Origin of the sequence: Streptomyces sp. NPDC017056 (assembly GCF_044332485.1) — a bacterium.
Classification (GTDB): Bacteria; Actinomycetota; Actinomycetes; order Streptomycetales; family Streptomycetaceae; genus Streptomyces.
Genome location: NZ_JBIRPD010000004.1, coordinates 382,519 through 409,492 on the forward strand (window position 1 = coordinate 382,519; position 26,974 = coordinate 409,492).

Annotated in this window: 27 protein-coding genes; 15 read left to right on the top strand and 12 right to left on the bottom strand. The window is 72.3% G+C overall.

Annotated features, from left to right (window positions below; translation table 11 throughout):
• Window positions 1-42: 42 nt before the first annotated feature.
• From ACH4OW_RS10165 to ACH4OW_RS10205, 9 genes are all read left to right on the top strand, one after another.
• Window positions 43-723: a 7-cyano-7-deazaguanine synthase gene (locus ACH4OW_RS10165; protein ID WP_360124021.1), complete on the top strand. Its 681-nt coding sequence runs from the start codon at window positions 43-45 to the stop codon at window positions 721-723.
• Window positions 720-1,085 (top strand): 6-carboxytetrahydropterin synthase, encoded by a 366-nt coding sequence (locus tag ACH4OW_RS10170; protein ID WP_360124024.1) that lies wholly within the window; start codon window positions 720-722, stop codon window positions 1,083-1,085. The genes ACH4OW_RS10165 and ACH4OW_RS10170 overlap by 4 nt, the downstream gene beginning before the upstream one ends.
• 156 nt (window positions 1,086-1,241) lie before the next feature.
• Window positions 1,242-1,871, top strand: coding sequence for a 7-carboxy-7-deazaguanine synthase QueE (locus ACH4OW_RS10175; protein ID WP_360124027.1), 630 nt, complete (start codon window positions 1,242-1,244; stop codon window positions 1,869-1,871).
• 3 nt (window positions 1,872-1,874) lie between these two features.
• Window positions 1,875-2,474, top strand: a complete 600-nt coding sequence (gene folE / locus ACH4OW_RS10180) for a GTP cyclohydrolase I (RefSeq protein WP_360124030.1) — start codon at window positions 1,875-1,877, stop codon at window positions 2,472-2,474.
• Window positions 2,475-2,543: 69 nt separating this feature from the next.
• Complete coding sequence (locus ACH4OW_RS10185; protein WP_398026480.1) at window positions 2,544-3,560, top strand: isopenicillin N synthase family dioxygenase; 1,017 nt, start codon at window positions 2,544-2,546, stop codon at window positions 3,558-3,560.
• A 53-nt stretch (window positions 3,561-3,613) separates the two neighbouring features.
• Entirely contained in the window at window positions 3,614-4,867 is a 1,254-nt protein-coding gene (locus tag ACH4OW_RS10190) for an ATP-grasp domain-containing protein (protein WP_360124036.1), read from the top strand.
• An 89-nt stretch (window positions 4,868-4,956) separates the two neighbouring features.
• Window positions 4,957-5,730, top strand: a complete 774-nt coding sequence (locus tag ACH4OW_RS10195; RefSeq protein WP_360124039.1) for an ArpA protein — start codon at window positions 4,957-4,959, stop codon at window positions 5,728-5,730.
• A 139-nt stretch (window positions 5,731-5,869) separates the two neighbouring features.
• Entirely contained in the window at window positions 5,870-7,183 is a 1,314-nt protein-coding gene (locus tag ACH4OW_RS10200; RefSeq protein ID WP_398026482.1) for a cation:proton antiporter, read from the top strand.
• Between the two features lie 64 nt (window positions 7,184-7,247).
• The gene (locus ACH4OW_RS10205) at window positions 7,248-8,480 is read left to right on the top strand and encodes an MFS transporter (protein WP_360124045.1); all 1,233 of its coding nucleotides are present in this window, start codon (window positions 7,248-7,250) and stop codon (window positions 8,478-8,480) included.
• 7 nt (window positions 8,481-8,487) lie between these two features.
• Here ACH4OW_RS10205 and ACH4OW_RS10210 read toward each other — a convergent pair whose 3' ends face one another.
• The 4 genes from ACH4OW_RS10210 to hydA form a co-directional block, all read right to left on the bottom strand.
• Entirely contained in the window at window positions 8,488-9,192 is a 705-nt protein-coding gene (locus tag ACH4OW_RS10210) for a hypothetical protein (RefSeq protein ID WP_360124048.1), read from the bottom strand.
• Between the two features lie 157 nt (window positions 9,193-9,349).
• Window positions 9,350-10,456, bottom strand: a complete 1,107-nt coding sequence (locus ACH4OW_RS10215) for an NAD(P)/FAD-dependent oxidoreductase (protein WP_398026485.1) — start codon at window positions 10,454-10,456, stop codon at window positions 9,350-9,352.
• A gap of 27 nt (window positions 10,457-10,483) precedes the next feature.
• The gene (locus tag ACH4OW_RS10220; protein ID WP_398026487.1) at window positions 10,484-11,485 is read right to left on the bottom strand and encodes a TIGR03842 family LLM class F420-dependent oxidoreductase; all 1,002 of its coding nucleotides are present in this window, start codon (window positions 11,483-11,485) and stop codon (window positions 10,484-10,486) included.
• A gap of 10 nt (window positions 11,486-11,495) precedes the next feature.
• A complete protein-coding gene (gene hydA / locus ACH4OW_RS10225) occupies window positions 11,496-12,902 on the bottom strand; it encodes a dihydropyrimidinase (RefSeq protein ID WP_398026489.1) in 1,407 nt (468 codons plus the stop codon).
• Between the two features lie 363 nt (window positions 12,903-13,265).
• On the opposite strand from hydA, the gene ACH4OW_RS10230 reads away from it, so the two are divergent.
• Window positions 13,266-13,844 carry a TerD family protein gene (locus ACH4OW_RS10230; RefSeq protein ID WP_360124060.1) on the top strand — a complete coding sequence of 193 codons (579 nt, stop codon included), beginning with the start codon at window positions 13,266-13,268 and terminating at the stop codon, window positions 13,842-13,844.
• A 43-nt stretch (window positions 13,845-13,887) separates the two neighbouring features.
• Here ACH4OW_RS10230 and ACH4OW_RS10235 read toward each other — a convergent pair whose 3' ends face one another.
• Together ACH4OW_RS10235 and ACH4OW_RS10240 are read right to left on the bottom strand one after the other, a co-directional pair.
• Complete coding sequence (locus ACH4OW_RS10235) at window positions 13,888-14,469, bottom strand: TerD family protein (RefSeq protein WP_360124063.1); 582 nt, start codon at window positions 14,467-14,469, stop codon at window positions 13,888-13,890.
• A gap of 283 nt (window positions 14,470-14,752) precedes the next feature.
• Window positions 14,753-15,634, bottom strand: coding sequence for a helix-turn-helix domain-containing protein (locus tag ACH4OW_RS10240; protein WP_398026492.1), 882 nt, complete (start codon window positions 15,632-15,634; stop codon window positions 14,753-14,755).
• Window positions 15,635-15,791: 157 nt separating this feature from the next.
• Between ACH4OW_RS10240 and ACH4OW_RS10245 the strand changes: the two genes are divergently transcribed.
• Complete coding sequence (locus ACH4OW_RS10245; RefSeq protein ID WP_360124069.1) at window positions 15,792-16,847, top strand: NAD(P)-dependent alcohol dehydrogenase; 1,056 nt, start codon at window positions 15,792-15,794, stop codon at window positions 16,845-16,847.
• Window positions 16,848-17,125: 278 nt separating this feature from the next.
• A complete protein-coding gene (locus ACH4OW_RS10250; RefSeq protein ID WP_073763653.1) occupies window positions 17,126-17,329 on the top strand; it encodes a cold-shock protein in 204 nt (67 codons plus the stop codon).
• A 98-nt stretch (window positions 17,330-17,427) separates the two neighbouring features.
• On the opposite strand, the gene ACH4OW_RS10255 is transcribed toward ACH4OW_RS10250, so the two are convergent.
• The 3 genes from ACH4OW_RS10255 to ACH4OW_RS10265 all read right to left on the bottom strand — a co-directional run bounded on the left by ACH4OW_RS10255 (window position 17,428) and on the right by ACH4OW_RS10265 (window position 20,859).
• Window positions 17,428-18,771 carry an aspartate aminotransferase family protein gene (locus ACH4OW_RS10255; RefSeq protein WP_398026495.1) on the bottom strand — a complete coding sequence of 448 codons (1,344 nt, stop codon included), beginning with the start codon at window positions 18,769-18,771 and terminating at the stop codon, window positions 17,428-17,430.
• Window positions 18,768-19,622: a nitrilase-related carbon-nitrogen hydrolase gene (locus ACH4OW_RS10260; RefSeq protein WP_360124076.1), complete on the bottom strand. Its 855-nt coding sequence runs from the start codon at window positions 19,620-19,622 to the stop codon at window positions 18,768-18,770. The genes ACH4OW_RS10255 and ACH4OW_RS10260 overlap by 4 nt, the downstream gene beginning before the upstream one ends.
• Window positions 19,623-19,737: 115 nt before the next feature.
• Complete coding sequence (locus ACH4OW_RS10265) at window positions 19,738-20,859, bottom strand: hypothetical protein (protein ID WP_398026497.1); 1,122 nt, start codon at window positions 20,857-20,859, stop codon at window positions 19,738-19,740.
• A gap of 207 nt (window positions 20,860-21,066) precedes the next feature.
• On the opposite strand from ACH4OW_RS10265, the gene ACH4OW_RS10270 reads away from it, so the two are divergent.
• Both ACH4OW_RS10270 and ACH4OW_RS10275 read left to right on the top strand, forming a co-directional pair.
• Window positions 21,067-22,602, top strand: coding sequence for an FAD-dependent oxidoreductase (locus ACH4OW_RS10270; protein ID WP_398026499.1), 1,536 nt, complete (start codon window positions 21,067-21,069; stop codon window positions 22,600-22,602).
• Window positions 22,603-22,872: 270 nt separating this feature from the next.
• Window positions 22,873-23,805: an MBL fold metallo-hydrolase gene (locus tag ACH4OW_RS10275; RefSeq protein ID WP_398026501.1), complete on the top strand. Its 933-nt coding sequence runs from the start codon at window positions 22,873-22,875 to the stop codon at window positions 23,803-23,805.
• Here the strand turns inward: ACH4OW_RS10275 and ACH4OW_RS10280 are convergent.
• Window positions 23,787-24,587, bottom strand: coding sequence for a helix-turn-helix domain-containing protein (locus ACH4OW_RS10280; protein ID WP_360124088.1), 801 nt, complete (start codon window positions 24,585-24,587; stop codon window positions 23,787-23,789). The genes ACH4OW_RS10275 and ACH4OW_RS10280 overlap by 19 nt on opposite strands.
• Before the next feature lie 275 nt (window positions 24,588-24,862).
• Here ACH4OW_RS10280 and fabG point away from each other — a divergent pair, with 275 nt between their 5' ends.
• Window positions 24,863-25,567 (top strand): 3-oxoacyl-ACP reductase FabG, encoded by a 705-nt coding sequence (gene fabG, locus ACH4OW_RS10285; RefSeq protein ID WP_360124091.1) that lies wholly within the window; start codon window positions 24,863-24,865, stop codon window positions 25,565-25,567.
• 183 nt (window positions 25,568-25,750) lie between these two features.
• Here the strand turns inward: fabG and ACH4OW_RS10290 are convergent, their stop codons facing one another.
• Window positions 25,751-26,347 carry a hypothetical protein gene (locus ACH4OW_RS10290; RefSeq protein WP_398026504.1) on the bottom strand — a complete coding sequence of 199 codons (597 nt, stop codon included), beginning with the start codon at window positions 26,345-26,347 and terminating at the stop codon, window positions 25,751-25,753.
• Window positions 26,344-26,898: a TetR family transcriptional regulator gene (locus tag ACH4OW_RS10295; protein ID WP_360124237.1), complete on the bottom strand. Its 555-nt coding sequence runs from the start codon at window positions 26,896-26,898 to the stop codon at window positions 26,344-26,346. The genes ACH4OW_RS10290 and ACH4OW_RS10295 overlap by 4 nt, the downstream gene beginning before the upstream one ends.
• Between the last annotated feature and the right edge of the window lie 76 nt (window positions 26,899-26,974).

The following is a 26,974-nucleotide window of genomic DNA, read 5'->3' on the forward strand; positions in this document are numbered from 1 at the left end:
ACGCCTGGCCGTGCCCAACATCCCACCCTGGGGGAACTCACCGTGTCGAAAGTCATCGCCATCGTGTCCGGTGGCATGGATTCCGTAACCATGGCACACCAGCTCAAGGAGCAGGGCAACGAGGTACACCTGCTCTCGGTCGACTACGGCCAGCGCCACCGCAAGGAGCACGACTTCGCCGCACTGGCGGCCGCGCGACTCGGCGCCGTACACCAGGTGGCGGACCTGAGCGCCGTCGGCGCCATGTTCCGCGGCTCCTCGCTCACCGACCCCACGGTCGACGTGCCGGAGCAGACCTGGGAGGGGTACGGGGAGAGCCCGAACATCGTCCCCAACCGCAACGCGTTGCTGCTCGCCGTCGCCTTCGCCATCGCCGTCGTGGAAAAGGCCGAGTCGGTGGCGATCGGCATCATGGCGGGCGACGCCACGTCGGTCCCCGACAGCACCCCGGCCTTCCTCGAATCCTTCATCGCCATGGAGCGCCTGGCGACCAAGGGCTACGCACATCCCGACCTCGACCTGCTCGCCCCGCTCGCGGGGCTGCAGAAGAGCGACGTCGTCCTGCTCGGCGAACGGCTCAGCGTCCCGTGGACGCAGACCTGGACCTGCCTGCGCGGCGGAGCGGCCCACTGCGGCCGCTGCGCGGCCTGCTGGGAGCGCCAGGAGGCTTTCGCCGACGCCGGCGTGGACGACCCGACCACCTACGAAGGGAACAGACGATGACGCTGCGCATCACCAAGCAGTTCGCCTTCTCGGCCAGCCACCAGCTGGACGGCCTGCCCGACGGACACCAGTGCGGCCGCCTGCACGGCCACAACTACCTGGTGGAGGTGGAACTCAGCGCCCAGCGCGACCAGTTGACCGCCCCGGGGTTCGTCCGTGACTACGGAGACCTGTCCGGGATCAAGGGCTGGATCGACGAGTGGCTGGACCACCGGCACCTCAACGACGTGGTGAAGGAGGGCAACCCGTCGGCCGAGAACCTCGCGATCTGGATCTACGAGCAGTGGCACACGGTCTACCCGGAACTGACGGCGGTGCGGGTCTCCGAGACCCCGAAGACGTGGGCCGAGTACCGCCCCTGACCCTTCGTTCGATACCGAAAGCCCCAACGACCACGTGAGACAACCTCTAAAGGGGGTGATGCCTTGTGGAACCGGAGCTGGTAGTCAACGAAATCTTCGGCCCCACCTAGCGCCTTCCAGGGCGAAGGACGCTCGATCGGCCGTCGCTGCGCATTCGTGCGGCTGGGCGGCTGCAACCTCTCCTGCCGGTGGTGCGACACTCCGTACACCTGGGACTGGACCGGCAGCAGCGATACGGGGGTCAAGTTCGACCCCAAGAAGGAACTCCACCGGATGCCGGTCGGCAAGGTGGCGGAACGACTGCTCGACTATTCCGTCGAACTGGTCGTGATTTCCGGCGGCGAACCTCTCAACCAGCAGAAACGACTGGTGCCGCTCGTCGAGGAACTGATGCGGCACGGCGTCGAGATAGAGATCGAGACCAATGGCACGCGGGTTCCCGACCAGCGCCTGGTAGCGGCCGGCGTACGTTTCAACGTCTCGCCGAAGCTGTCACACGCGGGAGACCCCGTCGAGATGCGCATCGTGCCGGACGCCCTACGGGCCCTGGCCGCACTGCCGTCGAGCACTTTCAAATTCGTCTGCCGGGAGGTCGCCGACCTGGACGAGGTGGGCGAATTCACGGACAAGTTCGGCATCACTTCTGTCTACGTCATGCCCGAGGGGCAGAGCAGAGAAGAAGTGGACGACCACATGCAAACGCTGGTGTCCGCGGTCATCGACCGCGGCTGGAGCATCACGACCAGGCTCCACACCCTGGTCTGGGGACAGAAGAGGGGTGTCTGAGAGATGCTCAACAAGAAGATCGAGGACCAGTACCTGACCGTCGATCCCGGCGCCGCCGGCACGAAGGCGCCGGACCCGCTGGAAGACCTTGCCAGGCGGCTCCTGACGGAGATCGGCGAGGACCCGGAGCGCGAGGGCCTCAAGGACACGCCGGCCCGCTACGCGCGGTGGTGGCGCGAGTTCACCAACTACGACCCCGGCACCATCGACACGCTCTTCGAGACGACGTCCTCGGGGCAGATGGTCGTGGTCTCCGACATCAAGGTGTGGTCGCTGTGCGAGCACCACCTGCTGCCCTTCAACTGCTCGCTGACCATTGCCTACCGGTCCGCCAAGCACCTGCTGGGGCTGTCGAAGTTCGCCCGCATCGCCCACCAGCACGCCCACCGCCTGCAGGTCCAGGAGCGCCTGGTGTCGGGCATCGCGGAAGACATCATGAGCATCACCGAGGCACCGGACGTCGCCGTCATCGGCCAGGGCGAGCACCTGTGCATGACCATGCGGGGCATCAGGACCGTCGGTCTGATGACCTCCACCTCGTTCCACGGTGTCTTCTCCGAGGACGGCTCCGCCCGGTCGGAGCTGCTCTCCCTCGTGCGCTGAGCCCCGGGCTCGCCGGCAGCCGGTCTGCGCCACGTCAGTTCCTCGTCGCGTCAAGAGAGTGGAACACCCATGTCAGAAACGTTTCCTGTAATCGATATCCGGGACGCCGGACGGGGACCCGGGGCCCGGGCCGCGTTCCTGGACCGGCTGCGCCTGGCCGTCCACGACATCGGCTTCTTCCAGCTGGTGGGGCACGGCGTGACCGGCGCGGCCGAACTGATGGAGCTCTCCCGCAGGTTCTTCGCGCTGCCGGACGAGGAGCGCCGCGCGCTGGACATCCTCAACTCCCCGCACTTCCGCGGCTACTCGGAGCTGGGCAGGGAGCGGACACGCGGGGTGCCCGACCAGCGGCAGCAGCTCGACATCGGCCCCGAGCGGCCCGGCGGCCGCCCGGGGCCCGGCGAACCGGCGTACCGCTGGCTGGCCGGCCCCAACCAGTGGCCGGCCGGCCTGCCGGACCTGCGGCCCGCCGTCCTGGACTGGATGGACCAGCTGACCGGGCTCTCCCACCGGCTGCTCCGGCTGATACTCGAATCGCTCGAAACGCCGGCGGACTTCCTGGACACGGTGGTGGACCCCGATCCGCAGGTCCACTTCAAGCTGCTGCACTACCCGGGCCCCGCCGACGCGGCGGGCGTCGACCCGGCGGACCAGGGAGCGGGCATCCACAAGGACCTGGGGCTGCTCACCCTGCTCGTCCAGGACAGCGTGGGCGGACTCCAGGTGGCCGTGGACGGCGAGCACTTCGAGGACGTGCCGGTGGTACCGGACGCGTTCGTGGTGAACCTGGGCGAGCTGCTCGAAGTCGCCACCCGCGGCTACCTGAGGGCCACCGTGCACCGGGTCGTCCGGCCCGCGCCGGGCGTCGACCGGTACTCCATGCCGTTCTTCTACAGCCCCCGGCTGGAGGGGTCGATGCGGCCGCTCCCCACCCGTTACGTCAGCGAGGCCGGCGGCGTGGTCGCCGACCCGGACAACCCGCTGTTCGCCTGCTACGGCGACAACGTGATGAAGGGGCTCACCCGGGGGTTCCCCGAGCTGATCGCCCGCCACCACCCCGGCCTGCTGGCCGCGGCGGACCGGTGAGGCCCGGGCGTACTCCGCTCCGGCAGCACCCTTTCCCCTAAGGAGCCAAGCAGTTGAGCAACCGCAAGCCAGCCGTCCTCCTGGTCGACCCCGTGTCGGTCGGAGCGGGCTACAAGCAGGCGGTCCGGGACATGGACCTGGGCATCGTGTCCCTCTTCACCAACGAGCCGGCGGACCTCAAGGTGACCTGGCCCCACCACGCCAAGGGCGACGACGTCTCCCTGTACGCCACCGAGGCCGCCGAGGTCCTGGCCCGGCTGCCCGGTCTCGATTACGAGATCAAGGCGGTCGTGCCGGGCTCGGAGTCCGGCGTGCACCTCGCGGGCGTCATCGCCCACGAACTCGGCCTGCCCTGCAACGACGTGGAGCTGGCGCGGGCCAGGCACGACAAGTCCCTGATGCGCGACCACGCGGCCGCCATGGGACTGCGCATCCCGGCGTACCGCCTGGTCCACGACCCCTCCGAGGTCCGGGCCGCCGCCGACGCCATCGGCTACCCGGTCATCGTCAAGCAGACCGAGGGCGCCGGCTCCATCGGCGCCACGCTGGTGCCGGACGCCGAGAGCGCGGAGAACTTCCAGGTCGTCGACAAGACCAACTTCTTCGGCTGGACGGTCGAGGCGTGGCTGGTCGAGGAGTACATCCGGGGCCGCGAGTTCGCGGTCAACGCCTTCAGCAGCGACGGCGACCACCGGGTGATCGACATGTGGGAGTACCGCAGGCCCGACGACCGGGACTACGACTTCCCGCTCTGGGACAACGTCCAGGCCGTACCGGACGACCCCGACTGGGCGCGGATCGAGGAGTACGTGATCCGGGTGCTCACCGCGTTCGGCGTGCGCCGCGGCCCGAGCCACACCGAGGTGAAGGTCAACGCGGACGGCGTCTTCCTGATGGAGGTGGCGGCCCGGCTGCCCGGCGGCCCCGCCACCGACCAGTGGTCGGAGTTCACGGACATCCGCCCGTTCCACGAGACCGTGGAGTCCTACCTCGGGCAGCGCCCCGCCGTCATGGACAAGCCGATCAACAGCCGCGCCATGTTCGGCGCGATCGCCATCCACAACGAGGTCGGCCCCGGCACCCTCGTGGCCGTCCACGGCCTCGAAGAGGTCAGAAACCACCCGGGTGTCGACAAGGTCCTGGTCTCGTACGAGCCGGGCGACCACGTGCCGCTCACCCGGGACATCCTGTCCATCCCGGTGGGCGCCTGGGTCTCCGGTCCCGACCAGGAATCGGTCGTACGCGTACTCGCGGAGGTCAGGTCCCTGATCGACCTGGAGATCACGCCGGACCGGCCGGCCGGCTGACGGCCGCCCTCCTTCACCAGGGGCGGCCCTCCGGCTCCCGCCCCCTCGCTATGCGGTTCCACTCATCAGCACAGGAAGAAGAACTCGGCATGGACGTTAGCAAGATCGACGAGACAATCGGCAAGTTCCTCGCGGAGAACTACACCCCCGAGCGCATCGAGCAGCTGGCGGACACGTTCTTCCACAAGGGCGTGGTGAAGTTCGACGAGAACGCCCGCCTCGTCCCCCAGGAGATCATGACCGCCGTCCAGGCGGAGGCCGACCGGCTGGTCGACGAGCACAAGGAACGGCGCGACCTGCTGCTGCGCACCACCGGCAACACCCCGCGCAAGATGAGCGTCGTCAAGAGCGAGGACATCGAGCAGAGCGAACTCATCCGCACGATCGCCACCTCGGAGTCGTTCCTCGGCTTCCTCGGCCGCATCGCCCGTGAGCCCATCATCCCGCAGGTCTCCACCGATGAGCGCTACCTGATCACCCACCAGGAGTTCAAGGCGGACACCCACGGATGGCACTGGGGCGACTACAGCTTCGCCCTCATCTGGGCCCTGCGGATGCCGCCCGTCTCCTGCGGCGGCATGCTCCAGGCCGTGCCGCACACGCACTGGGACAAGAGCAACCCCCGCATCAACGAGACCCTGTGCGAGCGCCAGATCGACACGCACGGGCTGGTCACCGGCGACCTCTACCTCCAGCGCACCGACACCACGCTGCACCGGACCGTGCCGCTCACCGAGGACGGCGCGGCCCGCACCATCCTCAACATGACCTGGGCGGGCGAGCGCGACCTCGACAAGCCGCTCGTCGGCAACGACCGCTGGTGGGAGAACCCGGAGGCGAAGGCCGCCCAGGCGGTGAAGTAGGCCCGCGGGCCGGCTGCCGGCCCGCGAACCGAAGTACGGACGAGGCGCCGCGACGAGGCGCCGCCCCCAAGGGCCGGGCACGCGTACCGGACGCGTGCCCGGCCCCCCGCGGTCGGACCCCGGACGGAACTCGAGTGACGTGACCAGTAGTCAGATCACCGCCCTCTTCCTCGACATCGCCCTGATCGCCGCCCTGGCCTGGGCCGGCGGCCTCGTGGCCCGGCGGTGCGGCCAGCCCGCCGTCATCGGCGAGATCGTGGCCGGCATCCTCCTCGGACCCACCCTGCTGCACGGGTCGTTCACGGAGACGGTCTTCCCGCCGGAGATACGCGGCCACCTCGGCGCCCTCGCCGACATCGGCATCGTCTTGTTCATGTTCGCGCTGGGCATGGAGTTCGACTGGTCCGCCAAACGCTCGATGCGGCGCACCTCGCTCACCATCGCGACCTGCGCGATGGTGTTCCCGTTCGCGGTGGGCACCGGCCTCGGCCTGTGGTGGGGCCCCGGCGAGACGTCGGCGGGCAGGCTCCCCTACGTCCTGTTCATGGGCATCGCGCTGTCGGTCACCGCGTTCCCCGTGCTGGCGCGGATCATCGAGGACCGGGGCATGTCCCGTACCCCCCTCGGGCAGTTGGCACTGTCCAGCGCCGCGCTGTGCGACATCTTCGCGTGGGTCCTGCTCGGCGCGGTGATGCTGCTCTGCGGCAGCGGCACGCCCTGGCGGCTGGCCTGGTTCGTCCCGTACGCCGTCGTACTGGTCACCGTCGTGCGGCCGCTGCTCCGCGTGGTGATGCGCAAGGCGGGCCGCGAACTCGACCTGGTCGTGACCTTCGCGGGCCTGCTCGCGTCCAGCGCCGCCACCGAGTGGATGGGGCTGCACTTCATCTTCGGCGCCTTCGTCTTCGGCATCGTGCGCACCCAGGCCGGGCGCGGGCTGCCCGAGACGGTGGACGCCCGGCTCCGGCAGGGCCTCGGCTCGCTGGGCAGCCGGCTCTTCATGCCGATCTACTTCGTCGTGGCCGGCTGGCAGGTGGACCTCTCCAGCCTGGGGCCCGCCCACCTGCTGAACCTGTCGGTGCTCCTGGTCGCCGCCGTGGCCGCCAAGTTCCTCGCCGCGGCGGGGGCCGCCCGGCTCTCCGGCATGACCGGGCGCGACGCGGCCGCCATCGGCGCCCTGATGAACACGCGCGGGCTGACCGAGCTGATCGTGCTGACCGCCGGGCGCGAGCTGGGGCTCCTCGACGGCACCCAGTACACGCTGCTCGTGGCCATGGCCGTGCTCACCACGATGTCCACCGGGCCGGTCCTGAAACGGCTGCTGCCGCCCGCCGGCCGCTCCGGAGGGGGCCCGGACGCCGCGCCTCCCGAGCAAGTCGGGCGGGCCGGGCAGCCGCTCCCGGCCGGCGAACCGGCGCGTGACGCGCTGCCCGGCCCTGCCCCGCGCGAGGCGTAGAGAGGTAACTCCCGTAATCTCTCCGTTCGTTGCCATACGCACCGCAGAGCAAGGAGTCCAGACGATGTCCGCCGAGTCCGAAGTGGTGCCGGAAGTAGTACCGGAGGCCGCGCCACGCGGTCCGCTGCACAGCTACCGGGAACTGAGGAAAGTCCCCGGGTTCTGGCGGATCGTGACGGTCGGTATGGCGTCGAAGCTGCCGTCCAGCATGGTCGAGCTGAGCCTGCTGCTCCTGGTGAGCCGGACGTACTCGTACGGGACGGCGGGCCTGGCCGTGGCCTTCCTCGCGATCGGCCAGTGCGTGACCGCGCCGCTGCGCGGCCGGCTGATCGACCGGCACTCGCCCCGCATGGTGCTGCTCGGCTGCCTCGCGGGCTACACGGCGGCGACCGTACTGGTGCTCATAGCGGCGTCCGGGCCGGGGTCCGCCGCCACGGTCCTGGTGCTGTCGGCGGTCCTGGGGGCCACCTCGCCGCCGGTCGCCGTGCTGATGCGGACCGTCTGGCACAACGCCGCCGAACAGGGCATGTTCACCACCGCGATGGCCCTCGACTCGGCCATGATGGGCACGGCGCTGGTCACCGGCCCGGTGCTGGCCAGCTGGCTCAGTTTGTCCTTCTCCGCGGTCGTCCCCCTGATCGTCATCGCGGTGCTGACCGCCTTGGTGGTGTGCCTGCTGCTCGGCACCGAGGTCCCGCCGCGGCCGGCCGGGAAGCGGCACTGGCTCGGGCCGCTGACCTCCGCGCCCCTGCGGCGCCTGCTGATCGCGGACGGGCTGTTCGTCCTGGCGGTGACCGCCACCGACGTGCTGCTGCCGATCTACGCGACGGAGCACGACGCGGCGGTGTTCACCGGCGCCTACCTGAGCGCCCTGTCCGTCGGCAGCGTACTGGGCAGCCTCGCGCTGGGCACCATGCCCCGCTTCCTGGCCCGCGGCCCCAAGCTCTCCATCCTGCTGTGCGTCTTCGCGGCGGGCGGCGGCGCGCTCGCCCTGGCCGCCCAGGTCTCGCCGGTGGCGGTCCTCGTGCTCAGCCCGGTGGCCGGCCTCGTCCTCGGTTCCGTCTTCGGCACGCTGCGGACGGTGGGCAGCGACCTCGCGAAGGAGGGCGAGGTCACCGAGACGATGTCCTGGCTCACCAGCCTCGACATGGCGGGCGGCGCGGTGGGCGCGGCGGTCTTCTCGCACCTCGCCGTCTCCGAGGGGAGCGGGACGGCGCTGGCGCTGGTCCCGGTGGTGGTCGTGCTGAGCGCGGTGGCGGGCTGGACGGCGCGCACGCCGTCGGCCAAGGAGGGCTGACGGCGCGCTACGCCGCGGTGCCCAGCCGGAAGCGGGCCGCTACCTCGTCCGCGAGGTCGCCGGCCGGGCGGCCGCCGTCCACGGTGATGACGGTGTTGCCGTAGGCGGCCGCCTGGCGGCGTACCTCCGCGTCCCACAGCTCGTCCCTGGCCAGCCGCTCGGACAGGGTGTTGCCGGGGGCCCGGCTTCCCCAGCCGGCCGGGGCACGCACCGGGTCGCTGCGGCGGGCGCGGAGCGCGGCCAGCCGGAATTCCGGTGTGGGGAGGAGGAACACCGCCTGGTCGGGGCGGGTGAGCAGGGGGGCGATGTGGCACGGCAGGTTGCCGAACCAGTCCACCAGGACGGGCCGGTCGGCGGGGAGCGCGAGCAGGTCCTCGATCTCGAACGCGAACGTCTCGGCGACCACGCTCTGCGCGAACCCGCACGCCTCGTCGGGGCTGCGGCCGTCCCACAGGGAGCCCGGCGGTTCGTCGCGGGCCGCGTGGAAGTGCGGGTGCTGCCGCGGGGTGCAGCGCGGCAGCCAGGTGTGCTGGGCCAGGTCGCCGCGGTAGACGACGGCGCCGTGGCGCCGGGCCAGGATTATCGCCAGGGTGCTCTTGCCCGCTCCCGCCCCGCCGGCGATCCACCGCACATGCGACAGCCGGCCGGCCGCTGCCGCCGGCGTCGTACGGGCAACTGAACGAAAGGGTGTCTCCGTTGGGGGGCGCCTCATACGGTCCATGGTCCTCGCACCTGCCGCGAAGCTCCAAGACCGCACCGGGCGGGGAGCATCAGGAGTGGGCAAAGAGTTCAGGGAGGCGGGTGGGTTGGTGCGCGCCCCCGCGCGCTGCCGCGCGTCCTGTGCGCCCCCGCAGGGGCCGTGCGCCGGGTCAGCGCTCCGGGTCGTACGGCCGCAGGTCCAGCCCCGGGTCCCCGCCGGTGGCCAGCACCGCCGCGACCCGGCCCGCCCACGGCCCCGTCGTCAGCCCGGTCGGGCCGAGGCCGCCGGCGACGACCAGCCCGCCGAGCCGGGGCACCCGGCCCAGGAGCGGGCGGGCGTCAGGGCCCGCGGGGCGGAAGCCGACACGGGTCTCCAGGTGGGTGGCGCCGGCCAGGCCGGGCGCGACGGCCAGGGCCCGGGTCAGCACCTCGGCCAGGCCCGCGGCCGTCACGCGGTGGTCGAATCCGGTACCGGACTCCCGGGTGGCGCCCGCCACGACCCGCGAGCCGCCGAAGGCGACGAGGTAGTGCCCGGTGGCGCGGGGCATGACGACGGGCCAGTGCCCGGTCTCCGTGCCGGGCAGGGACAGGTGCACGAGCTGGCCGCGCTGCGGTGCGATCCGTACGGTGACCCCGGCGGACGCCAGCAGGCCGGGCGCCCAGGCACCGGCCGCGACGACGACGGCGTCCGCGGCGATGTGCTCGCCGTCCACATCGATGCCGGTGACGCGGTCCGCCGTACGGGTCAGCGCCGCGTGCCCGGGGCGCAGTGCGGCGCCCCGCCGCCGGGCCTGGCGCAGCAGCGCGTCGCGCAGCCGGCCGCCGTCGACGCGCGCGCCGGCGGCTATCCGCACGGCCCGCAGTCCGTCCGCGAGCGGCGGGAACAGGGAGCGCACCGCCGTCTCGTCGAGGTCGTCGACGTCGCCGGTGTCCGTGGCCGCGCGCCGCCGTTCCAGCACCCGCCGGCGGATGCGCCGCAGGTCCGCGTCGTCGGCGGCGAGGGCGAGCGCGCCGACGGCCCGGTACCCGAAGCCGCGTTCGCCGGCTTCGGCGAGTTCGGCGACCAGCGGCGGGTAGTACCGGGCCCCCTCGGCGGCGGCGCGGAACCAGTGCGGGTCGTCGTGCTCGGAGGCCCAGGGGCAGACGATGCCCGCGCCGGCGGCGGTCGCCTCGCCGGGTTCCGGGCGGCCGGCCAGGACGACGTCCGCGCCCAGCCCGGCCGCGTGATAGGCGGTGCTCGCTCCCACGATGCCCGCACCGACCACGGCGACGCGCATGCCGGCCCCCCTTCTCCGCTCGGGCGGTCAGCCCGCGAACTCCGGAATGATCTGTGCGCCGTACGCGTCGATCGTGGCGTCCTTGGCGTCGTGCATGGCGTACAGCGCGAACTGGTCGACGCCCAGTTCCCGCAGCCGGTGCAGCTTTTCGCGCTGGGCCGCGGGCGGCCCGAGCAGGCAGAAGCGGTCCACGATCTCGTCCGGCACGAAGGCCGTGTCGGGGTTGCCCGAGCGGCCGTGGTGGGCGTAGTCGTACCCTTCGCGCGCCTTGATGTACGAGGTCAGCGCCTCGGGCACCATGCCGGAGTGCTCGCCGTACCGGCTGACGAGGTCGGCCACGTGGTTGCCGACCATGCCGCCGAACCACCGGCACTGCTCGCGGGCGTGGGCGAGGTCGTCGCCGACGTAGGCGGGCGCGGCGACGCAGATCTTGACGTCGGACGGGTCGCGGCCGGCCGCCGCTGCCGCGTCGCGTACCGCCTTGACCATCCACTCGGTCAGGAACGGGTCGGCCAGCTGGAGGATGAACCCGTCCGCCAGCTCCCCGGTCATCCTCAGGGCCTTGGGCCCGTACGCGGCCATCCAGACCGGCAGCCGCCCGTCGCGCACCCACGGGATGCGCAGGGCGTGGCCGCCCACGTCGGTCTCCCGGCCCTCCGCGAGGTCGCGGATGACGCGGATCGACTCGCCCAGGCGGGCCAGCGTGTTGGGGGCGCGTCCGGCCACCCGCATCGCCGAGTCGCCGCGTCCGATGCCGCAGACGGTGCGGTTGCCGTACATGTCGTTGAGGGTGGCGAAGGTGGAGGCGGTGACCTCCGGGGTGCGGGTGGAGGGGTTGGTGACCATCGGGCCGACGATCAGGCGTTCGGTGTGTTCCAGGATGCGGCTGTAGATGACGAACGGCTCCTGCCACAGCACGGAGGAGTCGAAGGTCCAGCCGTAGCGGAAGCCCCGTTCCTCGGCGCGGCGCATCGTGGCGACGACGTCCGAGGCGGGCGGGTCGGTCTGCAGGACGACTCCGAAGTCCATCACGGCCTCCTCAGTTCAGGTACTGGCAGGTGCCGCGCGGGGTGTACTGGCCGTGCCCCACGCGCCCGGTGTAGCGCCGCTCGTCGATGACGGTCTCGCCGCGCGAGAGGACGGTCTCCACGCGCCCGGTGACCGTGCGTCCCTCGTACGCCGAGTAGTCGACGTTCATGTGGTGGGTGTCGGCCGAGATGACCTGCTCGGCGGCCGGGTCGTAGATGACGATGTCGGCGTCGGAGCCCGGGGCGATGGTGCCCTTCTTGGGGTAGAGGCCGAACATCCGGGCCGGTGTGGCGCAGGCGATCTCGATCCAGCGGCGGCGGCTGATGTGCCCGTCCACGACGCCCTGGTGCAGCAGGTCCATGCGGTGTTCGACGCCCGGCATGCCGTTGGGGATCTTGGAGAAGTCGCCGCGGCCGAGTTCCTTCTGCCCCTTGAAGCAGAACGGGCAGTGGTCGGTGGAGACGACCTGGAGGTCGTTGGTGCGCAGCCCGCGCCACAGCGCGGCCTGGTGCTCGCGGGGCCGCAGCGGCGTGCTGCACACGTACTTGGCGCCCTCGAAGTCCGGCTCGGCCAGGTTGTCGGTGGACAGGAACAGGTACTGCGGGCAGGTCTCGCCGAAGACGTTCAGGCCCTTGTCGCGGGCCTGCGCCAGTTCGGCGACGGCCTCCTCGGCCGAGACGTGCACGACGTACAGCGGGGCGCCTGCGACCCTGGCGAGCTGGATCGTGCGGTGCGTGGCCTCGGCCTCCAGCAGCTCGCGGCGCACCTCGCCGTGGTAGCGCGGGTCGGTCTTGCCCTCGGCCAGCGCCTGCTCGACCAGGACGTCGATGGCGATGCCGTTCTCGGCGTGCATCATGACGAGCCCGCCGTTCGCGGCGGACTGCTGCATGGCGCGCAGGATCTGCCCGTCGTCGCTGTAGAACACGCCGGGGTAGGCGGTGAACAGCTTGAAGGAGGTGACGCCCTGTTCGACCAGCCGGTCCATCTCTTTGAGGGTGTGCGCGTTCACGTCGGAGAGGATCATGTGGAAGGCGTAGTCGACGGCGCACTGGGCGTCGGCCTTGGCGTGCCAGGTGTCCAGGCCCTCGCGCAGGGCCTGGCCGCGCGTCTGGACGGCGAAGTCCACGACGGTGGTCGTGCCGCCCCAGGCGGCGGCCCGGGTGCCGGTCTCGAAGGTGTCGGAGGAGAACGTCCCGCCGAACGGGAAGTCCATGTGGGTGTGGGCGTCCACGCCGCCCGGGATCACGTACTTCCCGGTGGCGTCGAGGGTGCGGTCGGCGCCCGCGGCCCAGCTCTCGGCGGTGGTCGTGCCGTGGGCGGCGAGGGCGGCGATCCTGCCGTCCTCGACCAGGACATCGGCGTGGATCTCGTCGGCGGCGGTGACGACCAGGCCGCCGCGTACGACTGTACGGCTCATGCTTCCGGCTCTCCCTTCCACACACACCAGTGGTGCTCGGCGGCGCCGGAAGGGACACGGCCCGGCGTGTCGGCCGGCCGGGCGGCGCGCCCCAGGTGACGCCGCGTCACGGCCGGTCTACACCCGTAGAGCGCGGCCGTGCAGCAGACCGTAGAAGCATGTCACCCACCGTGGCAACACCATGACCGTTGATCAGCGTGATCGGACGCGTCGCCGCCGGGCGGTGTACGGGGTGTGCCGCGGCCCGCCCGCTCGTCATTTCATCTCTTGCGCAACCCGGGAACCATGCCGTGTGCCGCCGCGTTGCCCCGTGGGGGACACCGCGAAAACACCGGACCGCTACGCAACAGGAGACTCAGCACCATGGGCGTCAGCCTCACCAAGGGCCAGAACGTCGTTCTCAACCAGGACGGCACTCCACTGGCGGACGTGACCGTCGGCCTGGGCTGGGACGCCCTGCCCACCGCCGGCACGGACTTCGACCTCGACGCCTCGGCGATCGTCTGCGGCCCCGGCCAACGCGTGCTGTCCGACGCGCACTTCGTCTTCTACAACAACCTGGCCAGCCCGGACGGCGCGGTCCGGCACACCGGCGACAACCTGACCGGCGAGGGCGAAGGGGACGACGAGCAGATCCTGATCGACCTGGACCGGCTCGGCGAGGACACCGCGCAGGTCGTCTTCACCGTCTCCATCCACGACGCGGAGCGGCGCGGCCAGAACTTCGGGCAGGTCAGCGACGCGTTCATCCGGGTCGTCGACAACCTGACGGGCCGCGAGATGTGCCGCTACGAGCTGTCGTACGACGCCGCCGGCGAAACCGCGATGGTCTTCGGCGCCCTCTACCGGCGCGGCGGCGAGTGGAAGTTCCGCGCCATCGGCCAGGGGTACGCCAAGGGGCTGGCCGGCATCGCCGCCGACTACGGCGTCAACGTCGGCTGACCCGCGGGGCCGGAGGGGTCCGCCCCTCCGGCCCGCACGGCGCCTACAGGTGCGCGGCGATGGCCGGAATCAGGTCCTGGAAGGTGCGGCCCATCGCGGGCTCGCCGATGGCGGCCATCTCCCAGCCGCCGCCGGACCGGCGGACCTTCGCCATGATCTGCGCGGTGTACGCGCCGCCCCCGGTCAGGGTGTAGCGGGCCAGCTCCTGGCCGTTGCTCTCGTCGACCAGGCGGCAGAACGCGTTCTGCACCTCTTCGAAGGTCTGCCCGGTGAAGGAGTTCACGGTGAAGACGATCTGGTCGACGCGGGCGGGCACCCGCTGGAGGTCGACGAGGATCGCCTCGTCGTCGCCGCCCTGGCCCGCGCCGCCCACCAGGTTGTCACCGGTGTGGCGCACCGAGCCGTCGTCGCTGATCAGGTGCTGGAAGAAGACGACGTCGACGGGCTCCTTGCCGGCGAACAGCACGGCCGAGGCGTCCAGGTCGATCTCGCGGGCCATCAGCTTGGCGAGGAAGCCCTTGCGCGCGGCGGCCTGCCAGCCCAGCCCCATCCGCACGACGCTGAGCTCGCCCCCGCCGGACTTGCTCAGGCTGATCTTCTGACCCTTGTCCAGGTTCACGGTCATGTGCGCTCACTCCTGCGTCGGGATGGCCTGCCTCGGGGCAGGGCGGCGGCGCCGCCACCGGCCGGGAGGCAGAAATCTACAACACTGTAGAGGTAATGGAGAAGTAAAGACACGGTCACGGGACGGGCGGGACGAAGACACCTGCCAGGGCGCACGGACGCCGGGCGAACGGCGGGCCGCGCCGCGCGTACGGCGCTTGGCGGGCCCCGCCGGGAAACTCACGGCGGGACCCAGTCGTACGGTACCCAGCCGGGCGTCCGCACAACAGACCGCGTCGCCGCTTTCACGGCGCCGCTGACGCCCGTTCCACCCGCCGCGGGGAGCACACCGGCTCCGCCGTGCGCCGCGCCAGCTCCCGCAGCGCCAGCGCCGACGCCGACCCGGGCTCGGCGTGGTAGGTGACCAGTTGCTGGTCGGGGTCGGCCGGCAGGGTGAGCGTCTCGTAGGCGAGCGACAGCGGCCCCACCACCGGGTGCCGCATCCGCTTCCCGCCGAAGTTCTTGTCCCGGACGTCGTGGTCGGCCCAGATCCGGCGGAAGTCGGCGCTCTTGGCGGACAGCTCGCCGATCAGCGCGCACAGCCGGGGATCACCGGGATACCGGCCGACGTCCCGCCGCAGGAAGGCCACGACGGTGCTGGCCTTGTCCTCCCAGTCGGCGTACAGCTCGCGGGTGGCCGGGTCGAGGAAGACCAGCCAGGCCGTGTTGCGCTCGTCGGCCGGCATCGCGGCGAAGTCGCCGAGGAGGGCGCGGGCGAGCCGGTTCCAGCCGAGGATGTCCAGCCGCCGCCCCACGACGTACGCCGGGACCCCCTCCATCGTGTCCATCAGCGCCTGGACGGCGGGACGCACCTGCTGCGTGCGGGGCGCGGCACGCAGCCGCCGGGAGGCCGGCCTCGCCAGGTGGGCGAGGTGGGAGCGCTCGGCCGGGGTCAGCCGCAGCACGTCCGAGATCGCGTCCAGCACCGCGGCCGAGACGTTCAGCCCCCGCCCTTGTTCGAGCCTGATGTAGTACGCCACGCTGACTCCCGCCAGCTGCGCCAGCTCCTCCCGGCGCAGCCCCGGCACCCTCCGGCGCCCGCCGTGGTGGGCCAGGCCCACGTCCTCGGGCTGGAGCCGGGCGCGGCGGGAACGGAGGAACTCGCTCAGTTCGGTGCGCTGGTCCATCCCGCAATTATGGCGGGCGCCGCACGGGCCCCGGCGGGCGAGGGCCGCCGGGATCCGCGCCGTACCCGCCAGGGTGGTCCCGGCAGTGGTAGGAACGCCGAGCGTAGGTTGGAGAGGGCACTGGTTGCCCCGGGCATATGGGCCCACGCTGGACACCATGAAGCACACCTCTGTCCCCGCATACGCAGCACCCGCCCCCAAGGCTCCGCTGGAGCGCATTTCCATCGAGCGCCGGGAACTGGGCGCGCACGACATCCTCATCGACATCAAGTTCGCGGGCATCTGCCACTCCGACATCCACACCGTGCGGGCGGAGTGGGGCGACGGCGGCCGGTTCCCCATCGTCCCCGGGCACGAGATCGCCGGCGTGGTCGGCGAGGTCGGCCCCGAGGTCACCCGGTACGCGGTCGGCGACCGGGTCGGCGTCGGCTGCTTCGTCGACTCCTGCCGCGAGTGCGAGAACTGTCTGGCCGGGCTGCAGCAGTACTGCACCGGCGAGCTGGGCCAGGTCGGCACGTACAACGCCGTCGGCCGTGACGGCCTGACCACCCAGGGCGGCTACTCCACCCGCCTCGTCGTCGACGAGAACTACGCCCTGCGCATCCCGGACAGCCTCCCGCTGGACGCCGCGGCCCCGCTGCTGTGCGCCGGCATCACCCTCTACTCGCCGCTGGCGCGCTGGCAGGCCGGTCCCGGCAAGAAGGTCGCCGTGGTGGGCCTCGGCGGCCTCGGCCACATGGGCGTCAAGATCGCGCACGCGATGGGCGCGGAGGTCACCGTGCTGAGCCAGTCGCTGCGCAAGCAGGAGGACGGCCTGCGGCTCGGCGCCGACCACTACTACGCCACGTCCGACCCGGAGACCTTCGAGAAGCTGGCGGACAGCTTCGACCTGATCGTCAACACGGTCTCCGCCAACCTCGACCTCAACGCCTACCTGGGCCTGCTGCGCACGGACGGCACCCTGGTCCAGCTCGGCGCGCCGGAGCACCCGCTGCCGATCGAGCCGTTCGCCCTGATCGGCAACCGCCGGTCCTTCGCCGGCTCGCTGATCGGCGGCCTCCAGGAGACGCAGGAGATGCTGGACTTCTGCGGCGAGCACGGGCTGGCCTCGGAGATCGAGGTGATCTCCGCCGACCGGATCAACGAGGCGTACGAGCGGGTGCTCGCCAGCGACGTCCGCTACCGCTTCGTGATCGACGCGGCGACCATCTGACGGCGGCGCGGCAGGGGCACGCGGCCCCTGCCGCGGCCCCCGGGTGCCGCCACGCGGGCGACACCCGGGGTCCACCGTGGGTACTGTTCCGGCGACGGGTTCCGTGCTACCTTGAATTCAGTTGCAGTTTTGGTACCCATAAACGTATGTGCGCCTGACGGTATGTAACCGTCGGGCGTATTTTGTTTCTGCCGGTCATATCCGGATGGGCTCAATTGCGGCGACCTGGAAACCGCACAGTGCGGATTCCTCAACTGCCACGATCGAAGGATAAAGACATGGCGACCGGCACCGTGAAGTGGTTCAACTCCGAAAAGGGCTTCGGCTTCATCGAGCAGGACGGCGGCGGCGCCGACGTCTTCGCCCACTACTCGAACATTCAGGCCCAGGGCTTCCGTGAGCTCCAGGAAGGCCAGAAGGTCTCCTTCGACGTCACGCAGGGCCAGAAGGGCCCGCAGGCGGAGAACATCGTTCTCGCCTGATTGCCGACGCGATAGCGGACGCACACGGCGCGAGCCGGAACCCGCACCCGAAAGGGTGAGGTTCCGGCTCGTGCCGTTCTCCGGGCCTTTCCGGGTATTCAGCCGGACGTCAGCTGCCGCTCGGCCGCCCGCAGGGCCTCGGCGAGGATCCCGGCGCCCGCCTCCGCCTCCTCGACGGTCAGGGACAGCGGGGGCGCGACGCGCAGCGCGGCGCCCGACAGGCCGCCCTTGCCGACCAGCAGGCCGCGCTCGCGCGCGGCCTCCACGACGAGGTTCGCCGCCTGCGGCGACGGCCGGTCGGTGCCGGGGCCGACCAGCTCGACGCCGATCATCAGGCCGCGTCCGCGCACCTCCCGCACGATCCCCAGCCCGGCCGCGACCGCCCGCAGCCGCTCGATGAGCAGGCCGCCGACGCGCCGGGCGTTGCCCTGGAGGTCGTGTTCGAGGAGGTACGTGAGGTTGGCCAGGCCGGCCGCCATGGTGACCGGGCTGCCGCCGAAGGTGGAGATGGAGTTGGCCGTGAGGCAGTTCATCACCTCGGCGCGGGCGACGACACCGCCGACGGACATGCCGTTGCCGATCCCCTTGGCGAAGGTCAGCAGGTCGGGCGGGCCGTTGCCGGCGTGCGCCTGCCAGCCCCAGAAGTGGTCGCCGGTCCGGCCCCAGCCGGTCTGCACCTCGTCCGAGATCCACAGGATGCCGTGCCGGTCGAGCACCTCGCGGAAGGCCGCGTACAGGCCGTCGGGCGGCGCCGTGAAGCCGCCGACGCCCTGCACCGGCTCGGCGATCAGCGCCGCGACGCCCGCCGTCTGCCCGAGCAGGTCCTCCAGGTCGGCGACGCAGGCGTCGATGTACGCGGCGTCGGACAGCCCGGCGTACGGGCCGCGGGTGCGCACGCCCCCGTGCACGTACAGCGTCTGGAGCGGCGACAGGCCGGTCGGCGACCAGCCGGCGTTGCCGGTGACGCCGACGGCGGAGAAGGACCGGCCGTGGTAGCTGTTGCGCATCGCCAGGATCTGGTTCGAGCGCCGGTACGCCGTGGCCAGCAGGAGCGCGGTGTCGTTCGCCTCCGTACCCGAGGTGGTGAAGAAGACCCGGGCGTCGGGGATGCCGGAGAGCCTGGCGATGCGCTCCGCCAGGTCGACCATGGGGCGGGAGAGGTAGAGCGTCGAGGTGTGCAGGATGCGGCCCGCCTGCTCGGCGACGGCCTTGGTCACCTCGGGCAGCGCGTGGGCGGTCATGGTGGTGAGGATGCCGCCGAAGAAGTCCAGGTAGCGGTTGCCGTCCGCGTCCCAGACGTGCCGCCCCTCGCCGTGCGTCAGCTCGATGGGCCGCTCGTACAGCAGCGTGAGCCAGTCGGGCAGGACGGCGCGGTGCCGGGCGCGCAGGTCCGGGGACGCGGCGGCCGGCGCCCCGTGCGCGGGTCCGTTGCCCGCGGTCACGGCCGGACCAGCCCGTCGTACGCGTCGGGGCGGCGGTCGCGGTAGAAGGCCCACTGCTGCCGCACCTCGTCGATGAGGCCGAAGTCCAGGTCCCGCACGACCAGCTCCTCCTTGGTGTCGCTGGCGGTGCCGCCGACGAACTGCCCGCGCGGGTCGACGAAGTAGCTCGTCCCGTAGAAGTCGTTGTCGCCGTACTCCTCCACGCCGACCCGGTTGATCGCGGCGACGAAGTACTCGTTCGCCACCGCGGCGGCGGGCTGCTCCAGCTGCCACAGGTAGGCGGACAGGCCGCGGGAGGTGGCGGAGGGGTTGTAGACCAGCTGGGCGCCGTTGAGGCCCAACTGGCGCCAGCCCTCGGGGAAGTGCCGGTCGTAGCAGATGTAGACGCCGATCCGGCCGACGGCGGTGTCGAAGACCGGCCAGCCGAGGTTGCCCGGCTTGAAGTAGTACTTCTCCCAGAAGCCCTTGACCTGCGGGATGTGGTGCTTGCGGTAGGTGCCGAGCACGGTGCCGTCGGCGTCGATGACGGCGGCGGTGTTGTAGTAGAAACCAGACTGCTCGACCTCGAACACCGGCACCACGATCACCATGCCGGTCTCGCGGGCGAGTTCCTGCATCCGGCGGGTGGTCGGCCCGTCGGGCACCGGCTCGGCCCAGCGGTAGTGCTCCGGCTCCTGGACCTGGCAGAAGTACGGGGCGTTGAAGACCTCTTGGAAGCCGATCACCTGCGCGCCCTGCGCGGCCGCCGCCCTGGCGTGTTCCTCGTGCTTCGCGATCATCGATTCGGTGTCGCCGGTCCAGGTGGCCTGGACCAGTGCGGCGCGTACGACGTTACGGACAACATCGGGCATGAGCTGCTCCTTCGTCGAGCCGTCGGCCAGCGGGCCAGGCGGATCTACGCGTGTGGAGGCGACCGTAGGCCCCGTGCGGCGGCGAGGCAAGACCATCTCCCCGCGGCGGCGCGGGTCAGAGCCTGCTTCTGCCGGCCCGGGCGGAACCGCCCGCACGCAGGGCGCGGGTGATGTCGCGGTGGCGGTGCGGGGAGACGCCGGCGGCCGCGTCGAGGAGCAGCAGGGCCAGTTCGTCCGGCGCGCTCGCGGTCACGGCCGCCGCCTCCTCTGGCGTACGGGCCCTGACCAGCGCGGCGAACAGTTCGCGGGCCTGGGCGGGACGGCCCGCGCCGAGCAGTGCCAGCGCCGTCCGCGCCACTTCGCCGACGGGCCGGGCCACTCCCTGGCGCAGCAGCCGCGCGCTCTCGGCGGCACGGCCGGCGGCGGCCAGCGCGTCGGCGGCCGCGGCGAGCCGGTCGGGCGGCAGGCACGCCACCTCCCACAGCAGCGTCGGCACCTCGCTCGCCAGGCCCGCCTGCTCCAACTCGGCTATCAGCACGGGCAGCTCGGCCGGCCGGCCGTGCGCGGCCGCGCACAACAGGGCGTGCGCCTCGCCGCCGCGCCCGGCCGCCCGCAGGCGGGCGAGGCGGCGGGGGCGCTCCGGCGTCTGCCCCGCCTCCGCCTCCTCCGCGCCGGGCCCGGCGGCCTCCGGGAACCGGCGGCCCGCCGGCCGGCCCGCCAGCGCGTCGATGCGGACCTGGAGTTCCCGCGCCCGTACCCCGGAGCGCGCGTGGTCGTCGCGGGCCCAGGCCAGTTCGTCGGCCAGCCGCGCCGCCTCCGGACCGCCGGCCGCGGCCTCGTCCCCGGCCAGCGCCCCCAGGGCGGCCCGCAGCTCCCGCTCGCGCAGCGCCGCGTACTGCCGTTCGCGCAGCATCGAGTCCAGCCGGTCCCCGAGGAGGGCCGGCGCGTCCGAACGGGCGTCGTACGCCGCGACCGCCGCCTCGTGGAGCCGGCGCGCCCGCGGCCCCGCGGTGCGTACGGCGTGTTCGCCGCGCAGGCCGGCGAGGTCGTGCAGCAGCGACTCCACCACGTCCCACGGAGGTACGTCGGCCCCGTCCAGACAGGCCCGCAGCCCCTCGGGGTCACGCGCCGTGAAGACCCCGAACCAGCCGGCCGTCACGTCGAGCATCCGGGTCAGCCCGCGCAGGAACCGCGCGAACTCCTCCACCGGCGTGCCCGGCTGTTCTCCTGTGACCATGGTCCTCTCCCCTCCCCCGGCCCCCGTGCGTCCGCCCACCCCCACCTCACGCCCGGCGCGCATCCGGCACCAGCCGTGTTTCGGACGCGATGACGGCCGCGCCACGGGCGCCGTCCCGTGTCCTCCGTACGGGCCCGTCGCAGGCCCGTTCGAGGGGCCGGCGCGCGGTCCCGCTTCGCGCCGCGCCGGCGGGGCACCCGCTGTCGTATGACCGACAACGAAGGACCGCCCGCCCTGGACGAGTCGTACTGGGTCGCCACCACACCAGGCACGTCCTACCCCCCGCTCACCGAGGACACCGACACCGACGTGACCGTGATCGGTGGCGGGATCGCCGGGCTGAGCACGGCCTGGGAGCTGGCCGGGACCGGCCGCCGGGTCACCCTGCTGGAGGCGGACCGGATCGCCGCCGGCGTCACCGGCCACACCACCGCCAAGCTCTCCGCGCTCCACACGCTGGTCTACGACCGGCTGCGCCGCACCCGCGGGCCCGAGGGCGCCCGCCACTACGCCCGGTCCCAGCAGGGCGCCGTCGAGCACGTCGCCGAGACCGCCGGCCGCCTCGGGATCGGCTGTGACCTGGAACGGGGGCCCGCCTTCACCTACGTACGCGACCCGGACGGCGCGGAGCAGCTGCGCGCGGAGGCGGCAGCCGCCCGCGAAGCCGGGCTGGCGGCCTCCTTCGTCACCGAGACCGGGCTGCCGTTCCCGGTGGCCGGCGCGGTACGGGTCGAGGACCAGGCCCAGTTCCACCCCCGCAAGTACCTGCTGGCCCTGGCGGAGGACTTCCGGTCCCGCGGTGGCGTGATCCACGAGCGCACCCGCGCCACCGGGCTGCACGAGGGCAGCCCCTGCCGGGTGACGGCCGAGTCGGGCGCCACCGTGACCTCGCGGGACGTCGTGGTCGCCACGCACTATCCGGTCTTCGACCGCGCCCTGCTGTTCACCCGCCTGTCGCCGCGCCGGGAGGTGGTGGTGGCCGCACCGGTCGACGCCGGCCGCGACCCCGGCGGAATGTTCATCACGCAGGAGGAAGGCAAACGGTCCGTGCGCACCGCGCCCTACGGCGACGGACGCCGGCTGCTCATCGTCACGGGCGAGACGTTCACGCCGGGCACGGCCGACGCCGGCGAGAAGTTCGCCCGGCTGACCGCCTGGACACACCGGCACTTCCCGGGGACCGAGGTGGCGTACCGGTGGGCGGCCCAGGACAACGACGCCACCGACACCGTCCCCCTGATCGGTCCCTTCCACCCGGCCGCCCGCCACACCTATGTCGCCACCGGGTTCGGCGGCTGGGGCCTGAGCGGCGGCGTACTGGCCGGGAGCCTGCTGACCGGGCTGATCACCGGCGACCCGCCGCCGTGGGCCGCCCTCTACGATCCACGGAGGCTGTGGAGCGCGGTACGCGAAGCCCCCGCCTTCCTCAAACACCAGGCGGACGTCGGCCGGCACTTCGTCGGCGACCGGCTGCGTACGACGCACGTCGACTCCGTGGCGGACATCGCCCCGGGAACCGGCGCCGTCGTGCGGGTGAAGGGGCGGCGCTGCGCCGTCCACCGGGACGCGGACGGGACCACCCGGGCCGTGTCGGCGCGCTGCAGCCACTTGGGCTGCCTGGTCGCCTTCAACGCGACCGAGCAGGCGTGGGAGTGCCCCTGCCACGGCTCCCGCTTCGCGCCGGACGGTTCGGTGCTCCAGGGCCCGGCCACCGAGGCGCTGGCACCGCGGGACCTCGCGTAGCAAGGCCGGGCGACGAATTTCGGCCCTGATCGCGGCCGTCGCCGCGGCCTTCCGCCGCCGTTGCCGCCCGCCCCGGCCGGACCAGGTCGCGGCCCGCGCGCCCCGGCGTGGCGCGGACAATCAGCCACCTCGCACTCGGAGCTGCTCACGGGCGGCCAGTACATTGGCCCACTGCGGAGCAGGCGTGGCCGTTTTCGTTAGGGTTCACCGTCATGTCCGTATGCCGCGCCATCCGGCGGTTGCGGCGCTTCACTACAGAATGGACCCGTTTTGACCCCGCCCCGCCTCGTCCCGCTCTCCCCCACCACTTGGGCGTGGACGCACGACAGCACCGCCTGGGGGTACAGCAACTGCGGCCTCGTCGCCTCCGACGGCGAAGCGCTCCTGATGGACACCCAGTTCACCCTGGAGGGCACCCGCGAGCTGCTGGACGCGATCGCCGGCGCCGTACCGGACGCGACGATCACCACCGTGGTCAACAGCCATCAGAACGGCGACCACACCTGGGGCAACGAGCTGGTCGCGGGCGCGGAGATCATCACGTCCGCCGCGTCCGCCGCCCACCTGTGCCACGAGATGACCCCGGAGATGCTGACGGCCCTGAGCCGTGCCGAGCCCACGTCCGCGGTCGCCGCCTACGCCGTCGAGCACTTCGGCGGCTTCGACTTCGGCGGCATCACCGTCACCGGGCCGACGCGCACCTTCACCGGCACCACGGAGGTCACCGTCGGCCGCCGCACGGTCGAGCTCATCGACCTCGGTGCCGCGCACAGCGCGGGCGACGTGGCCGCGCACGTGCCCGAGGACGGCGTGGTGTTCACCGGTGACGCCCTGTTCACCGGCGGCCACATGATCGTCTGGTCGGGTTCGCTGACGTCCTGCGTCGCGGCGTGCGACACGCTGCTGGACACCGGGGCCACGACCTTCGTCCCCGGGCACGGGGAGATCACCGACCGGGCGGGGGTGACGCGGTTCCGCGACGACCTGTCCCGGGTCTTCGACGCGGCCACCTCGTACGCCCTGAGCGGCACCGAACTGGCCGACGCGGCCCGGCTGGTCAAGGCGGCCCACGCGGGCGGCCTGGCGCACCCGGAGCGGCTGTTCACCGCGGTCGCCGCCGCCTACCAGGAGGCGGGCGTGCAGAACGTGCCCTCCGGCACGCTCCCGCTGGTCGAGGGGATGGCTCAGCTGGCCGCCGGATAGTCGGACGGCACCACCAGCATCAGCCGCTGCGTGCGGTCGCCGAGCGGCGCGAAGCAGCGGAAGGTGACCTCGAACTCCTCGTCCCCGTGGCCCGGCAGGTACAGCCAGCGCCGGTCGCCGTCGGGGTGGGTGACCGTCGTCAGGTCGTCGTCGAGCAGCCGGGCCGCGCACCGGTCGCGTTCCCTGATCTCGGCGACGACCTCCGCCAGCCGCCGGTTCTCCGGCTGCTCGGCGGCGGCGAGCCGGAGCTGGGAGGCCATCGGCTTGGCCCAGTCCTCCTCCCAGTTGATCAGTTGCAGGCGCGCCTCGGGGTAGGTCAGCGCCCAGATCATGACGTTGACGCCGTGCTTCATCCACGGCCAGTCCTTCTCGCACGCCGCGTTGTACAGGAGCACGTCCCAGGCCGAGTCGGAGAGGTACGCCGGCCAGGGCTGCACCTGGATGAGGGCGGTCGTCGACGGGTCCACGCTGCCGGACGGGCGGTACAGCGGCGGCGGCGCCTGCCCCCGCGCGTAGACGAACAGCGTGTGCCGCTGGGCCTCGTCGAGGTCGAGGATGCGGACGATGCGTTCCAGCCACTCGGCCTTCGGCTTCTCGATGCGGCCGGATTCCAGTCTGCGGTACCAGCCTTCAGTGACGCCGGTGAGCGCCGCCATCTCGGCCTGGGTGATGCCGGTGCGGTCCCGGTGGCCGAAGGTGGCGGTGAAGCCCGGCACCTGGTGGGGGTCCCTCGGACCGCGCCAGTCCCGCAGGAAGTCGCCGATCCGGCACTTACTGGACATGCGCTCCCATACTCCCCTTGGCTCGGTAAAAGGATCGAAAAGATACTGGCGACTTTAACGCCACTCCGCTACGCACCCGCATGCCGCCCTCGCCTTCCACTCTGCCCGCGAATTCTATGAACGCGGACAAACCATCCGTCTTCCCCGCGTGAACCGGCACCCCGCCTACCGGAACTCCGAGTACCGGTCACCCGGTGTCACCGCCGCCAGACGAGAACGATCAGTCGGTTTGTGCCACAGTGGCTCACCCCGCCGCCGGCAACCGAGAGGCACCCATGAACCGCAGCGTCTTCGTCACCGGTGGCAACCGGGGCATCGGCCTGGCCATCGCCCGCGCCATGGCGGCCGACGGGGACAAGGTCGCCGTCACCTACCGCTCGGGCGAACCGCCCGCCGGGCTCCTCGCCGTACCGTGCGACATCACCGACCCGGAGCAGGTCGAGGACGCGTACCGGCGGATCGAGGAGGCGCACGGCCCGGTCGAGGTGCTGGTGGCCAACGCCGGCATCACCCGGGACGGCCTGCTGATGCGGATGTCCGAGGACGACTTCGGCGACGTCGTGAACACGAACCTGACCGCCGCCTACCGGCTCGCCAAGCGGGCCACCCGCGGCATGCTGCGGGCCCGCAAGGGCCGCATGATCTTCATCGGCTCGACCGTCGGACTGCGGGGCGAGGCGGGCCAGGCGAACTACGCCGCCGCCAAGGCAGGGCTGGTCGGCCTCGCCCGCTCCATCGCCCGCGAACTGGGCTCGCGCAACATCACCGCCAATGTCGTCACGCCCGGCCTGACCAGGACCGACATGACCACGGCGCTCCCCGGCGAGCGCCTGGACGCCATGCTGGAGCAGATCCCGCTGGGCAAGGCGGCCGAGCCCGAGGACATCGCCGCCGCGGTGCGCTGGCTGGCGAGCGACGAGGCGTCCTACATCACCGGCGCCGTCATCCCGGTCGACGGCGGCGCGGGGATGGGCCACTAGACGCCGCAAACACGGCCGCACCGCACCCGGTTTCACGGGCGCGGGCGCGCCCGCCGCCCCGTACAGGGCAGTGCCGTGAACGCTTGGACGGGGGTCAGGCGCTCACGGCACCCGGGGGCAGGAGGGGAGCCTGTGAGGCGCCGGTTCACCGGTGCCTCACAGGCGTTTGGTTTCCGGCCCCGGTCAGTGGCCCCCGCGGGGCTCGGTGCAGCCACCCTCCATGTAGACGCCGTGGGCTTCGACCTTCAAGGGCGGGCCCAGGGTGGCAGTCAGGCAGGGGCCTGCCGACGGGATGGAGAGGGTGAAGCCGAGGCTGCCGCCCGAACGGTAGACGTCGGTGGCGTCCTTCGGGTAGTCGAGCTTTCCGAGGAGCGTTTGCAGGTCGCGTTCGTCGCGCAGGGCGCTCGGCCCGGCCTTCTTCACTGCCTCGGTGATGCGTTCGGCGTGTGCGCGGCCGCGGCACCGGGCGTCGGGCTTGAGCGGCAGGGTCTGCTTGTAGCCGTGGTTCTCGGCGTACCGGGACGCCTCGGGGCTGAGGGGTTCGCCCTTCGCCTGCGTACCGGGGGAAGCGCTCGCCCTGCTCTCCGCGCAGCGGGCGGCCACGTCCTGGAAGAAGCGGCCGGCGCCGGCGGGCGTGGCGGCAGGCGTCGCTGCGGGGGTGGCGGCGCTGGTTCCGGAGGCCGGGCCGGTGGCGCGTTCGGTGCCGCAGCCGGCCAGTGTCAACAGGCCGGCGGCGGCTGCGGCAGCCACGACGATGCCGGTCAGGGGCTGGCGTCTCACGGGGCACTCCGATGCGGTCCGGTCACGGCGGGGGCGGCCACGAGCAGCAGCGCGTCGACCAGATCCTCGGCGGGCGCCCCGGTGGCCAGGCGGCGCAGCTGCTGGCCCAGGACCAGGGCGACCACTGTACCGGCCAGCCGTTCGGCGTCCGCGACGCCCAGTGCCGTCAGGATGCGGGCCGCCAGCCGGTCGTAGGCGGCGAAGGCCTCGGCCGCCGCGGCCCGCAGCCGTTCGTCGCGCCCGGCCTGTATGTACAGTTCGAACGGCGCGATGTGCTCGCTGTCGAACGCGGTGCCGCCGGCGACCTGGCCGACCAGCGCCGCGGCCTCGCCCAGGCCGATCCGGTCGACCCGGCTGTCCTCGGCCAGCTCCGTGAAGCGCCGGGTCTCCTCGGCGACGAACCGCAGCAGGCTCTCGCGCAGCAGGTCGTGCTGGGTCGCGAAGTGGTACGTCACCGAGCCGAGCGAGACCCCGGCCTCCTTGGCGATGCGCCGGTTGGTGACGGCGGCCACGCCGTCCCGGCCGATGATGCGCAGTACGGCGCCGATGATGCAGCGGCGCGTGTCGCCGGCGTGGCCCGGCGGGTGCGCGGCGCCGGGCCCCGGAGCCGGTCTCGGACCCGCGCCG

Bases quoted from the DNA above. Each gene is read 5' to 3' on its own strand.
- ACH4OW_RS10270 (WP_398026499.1), top strand. From the start codon at position 21,067: ATGACCGACAACGAAGGACCGCCCGCCCTGGACGAGTCGTACTGGGTC.
- ACH4OW_RS10260 (WP_360124076.1), bottom strand. From the start codon at position 19,622: ATGCCCGATGTTGTCCGTAACGTCGTACGCGCCGCACTGGTCCAGGCC.
- ACH4OW_RS10220 (WP_398026487.1), bottom strand. From the start codon at position 11,485: ATGGACTTCGGAGTCGTCCTGCAGACCGACCCGCCCGCCTCGGACGTC.
- ACH4OW_RS10265 (WP_398026497.1), bottom strand. From the start codon at position 20,859: ATGGTCACAGGAGAACAGCCGGGCACGCCGGTGGAGGAGTTCGCGCGG.
- ACH4OW_RS10280 (WP_360124088.1), bottom strand. From the start codon at position 24,587: ATGTCCAGTAAGTGCCGGATCGGCGACTTCCTGCGGGACTGGCGCGGT.
- ACH4OW_RS10205 (WP_360124045.1), top strand. From the start codon at position 7,248: ATGTCCGCCGAGTCCGAAGTGGTGCCGGAAGTAGTACCGGAGGCCGCG.
- ACH4OW_RS10170 (WP_360124024.1), top strand. From the start codon at position 720: ATGACGCTGCGCATCACCAAGCAGTTCGCCTTCTCGGCCAGCCACCAG.
- ACH4OW_RS10235 (WP_360124063.1), bottom strand. From the start codon at position 14,469: ATGACCGTGAACCTGGACAAGGGTCAGAAGATCAGCCTGAGCAAGTCC.
- ACH4OW_RS10240 (WP_398026492.1), bottom strand. From the start codon at position 15,634: ATGGACCAGCGCACCGAACTGAGCGAGTTCCTCCGTTCCCGCCGCGCC.
- hydA (WP_398026489.1), bottom strand. From the start codon at position 12,902: ATGAGCCGTACAGTCGTACGCGGCGGCCTGGTCGTCACCGCCGCCGAC.
- ACH4OW_RS10195 (WP_360124039.1), top strand. From the start codon at position 4,957: ATGGACGTTAGCAAGATCGACGAGACAATCGGCAAGTTCCTCGCGGAG.
- fabG (WP_360124091.1), top strand. From the start codon at position 24,863: ATGAACCGCAGCGTCTTCGTCACCGGTGGCAACCGGGGCATCGGCCTG.
- ACH4OW_RS10230 (WP_360124060.1), top strand. From the start codon at position 13,266: ATGGGCGTCAGCCTCACCAAGGGCCAGAACGTCGTTCTCAACCAGGAC.
- ACH4OW_RS10210 (WP_360124048.1), bottom strand. From the start codon at position 9,192: ATGAGGCGCCCCCCAACGGAGACACCCTTTCGTTCAGTTGCCCGTACG.
- folE (WP_360124030.1), top strand. From the start codon at position 1,875: ATGCTCAACAAGAAGATCGAGGACCAGTACCTGACCGTCGATCCCGGC.
- ACH4OW_RS10245 (WP_360124069.1), top strand. From the start codon at position 15,792: ATGAAGCACACCTCTGTCCCCGCATACGCAGCACCCGCCCCCAAGGCT.
- ACH4OW_RS10215 (WP_398026485.1), bottom strand. From the start codon at position 10,456: ATGCGCGTCGCCGTGGTCGGTGCGGGCATCGTGGGAGCGAGCACCGCC.
- ACH4OW_RS10250 (WP_073763653.1), top strand. From the start codon at position 17,126: ATGGCGACCGGCACCGTGAAGTGGTTCAACTCCGAAAAGGGCTTCGGC.
- ACH4OW_RS10185 (WP_398026480.1), top strand. From the start codon at position 2,544: ATGTCAGAAACGTTTCCTGTAATCGATATCCGGGACGCCGGACGGGGA.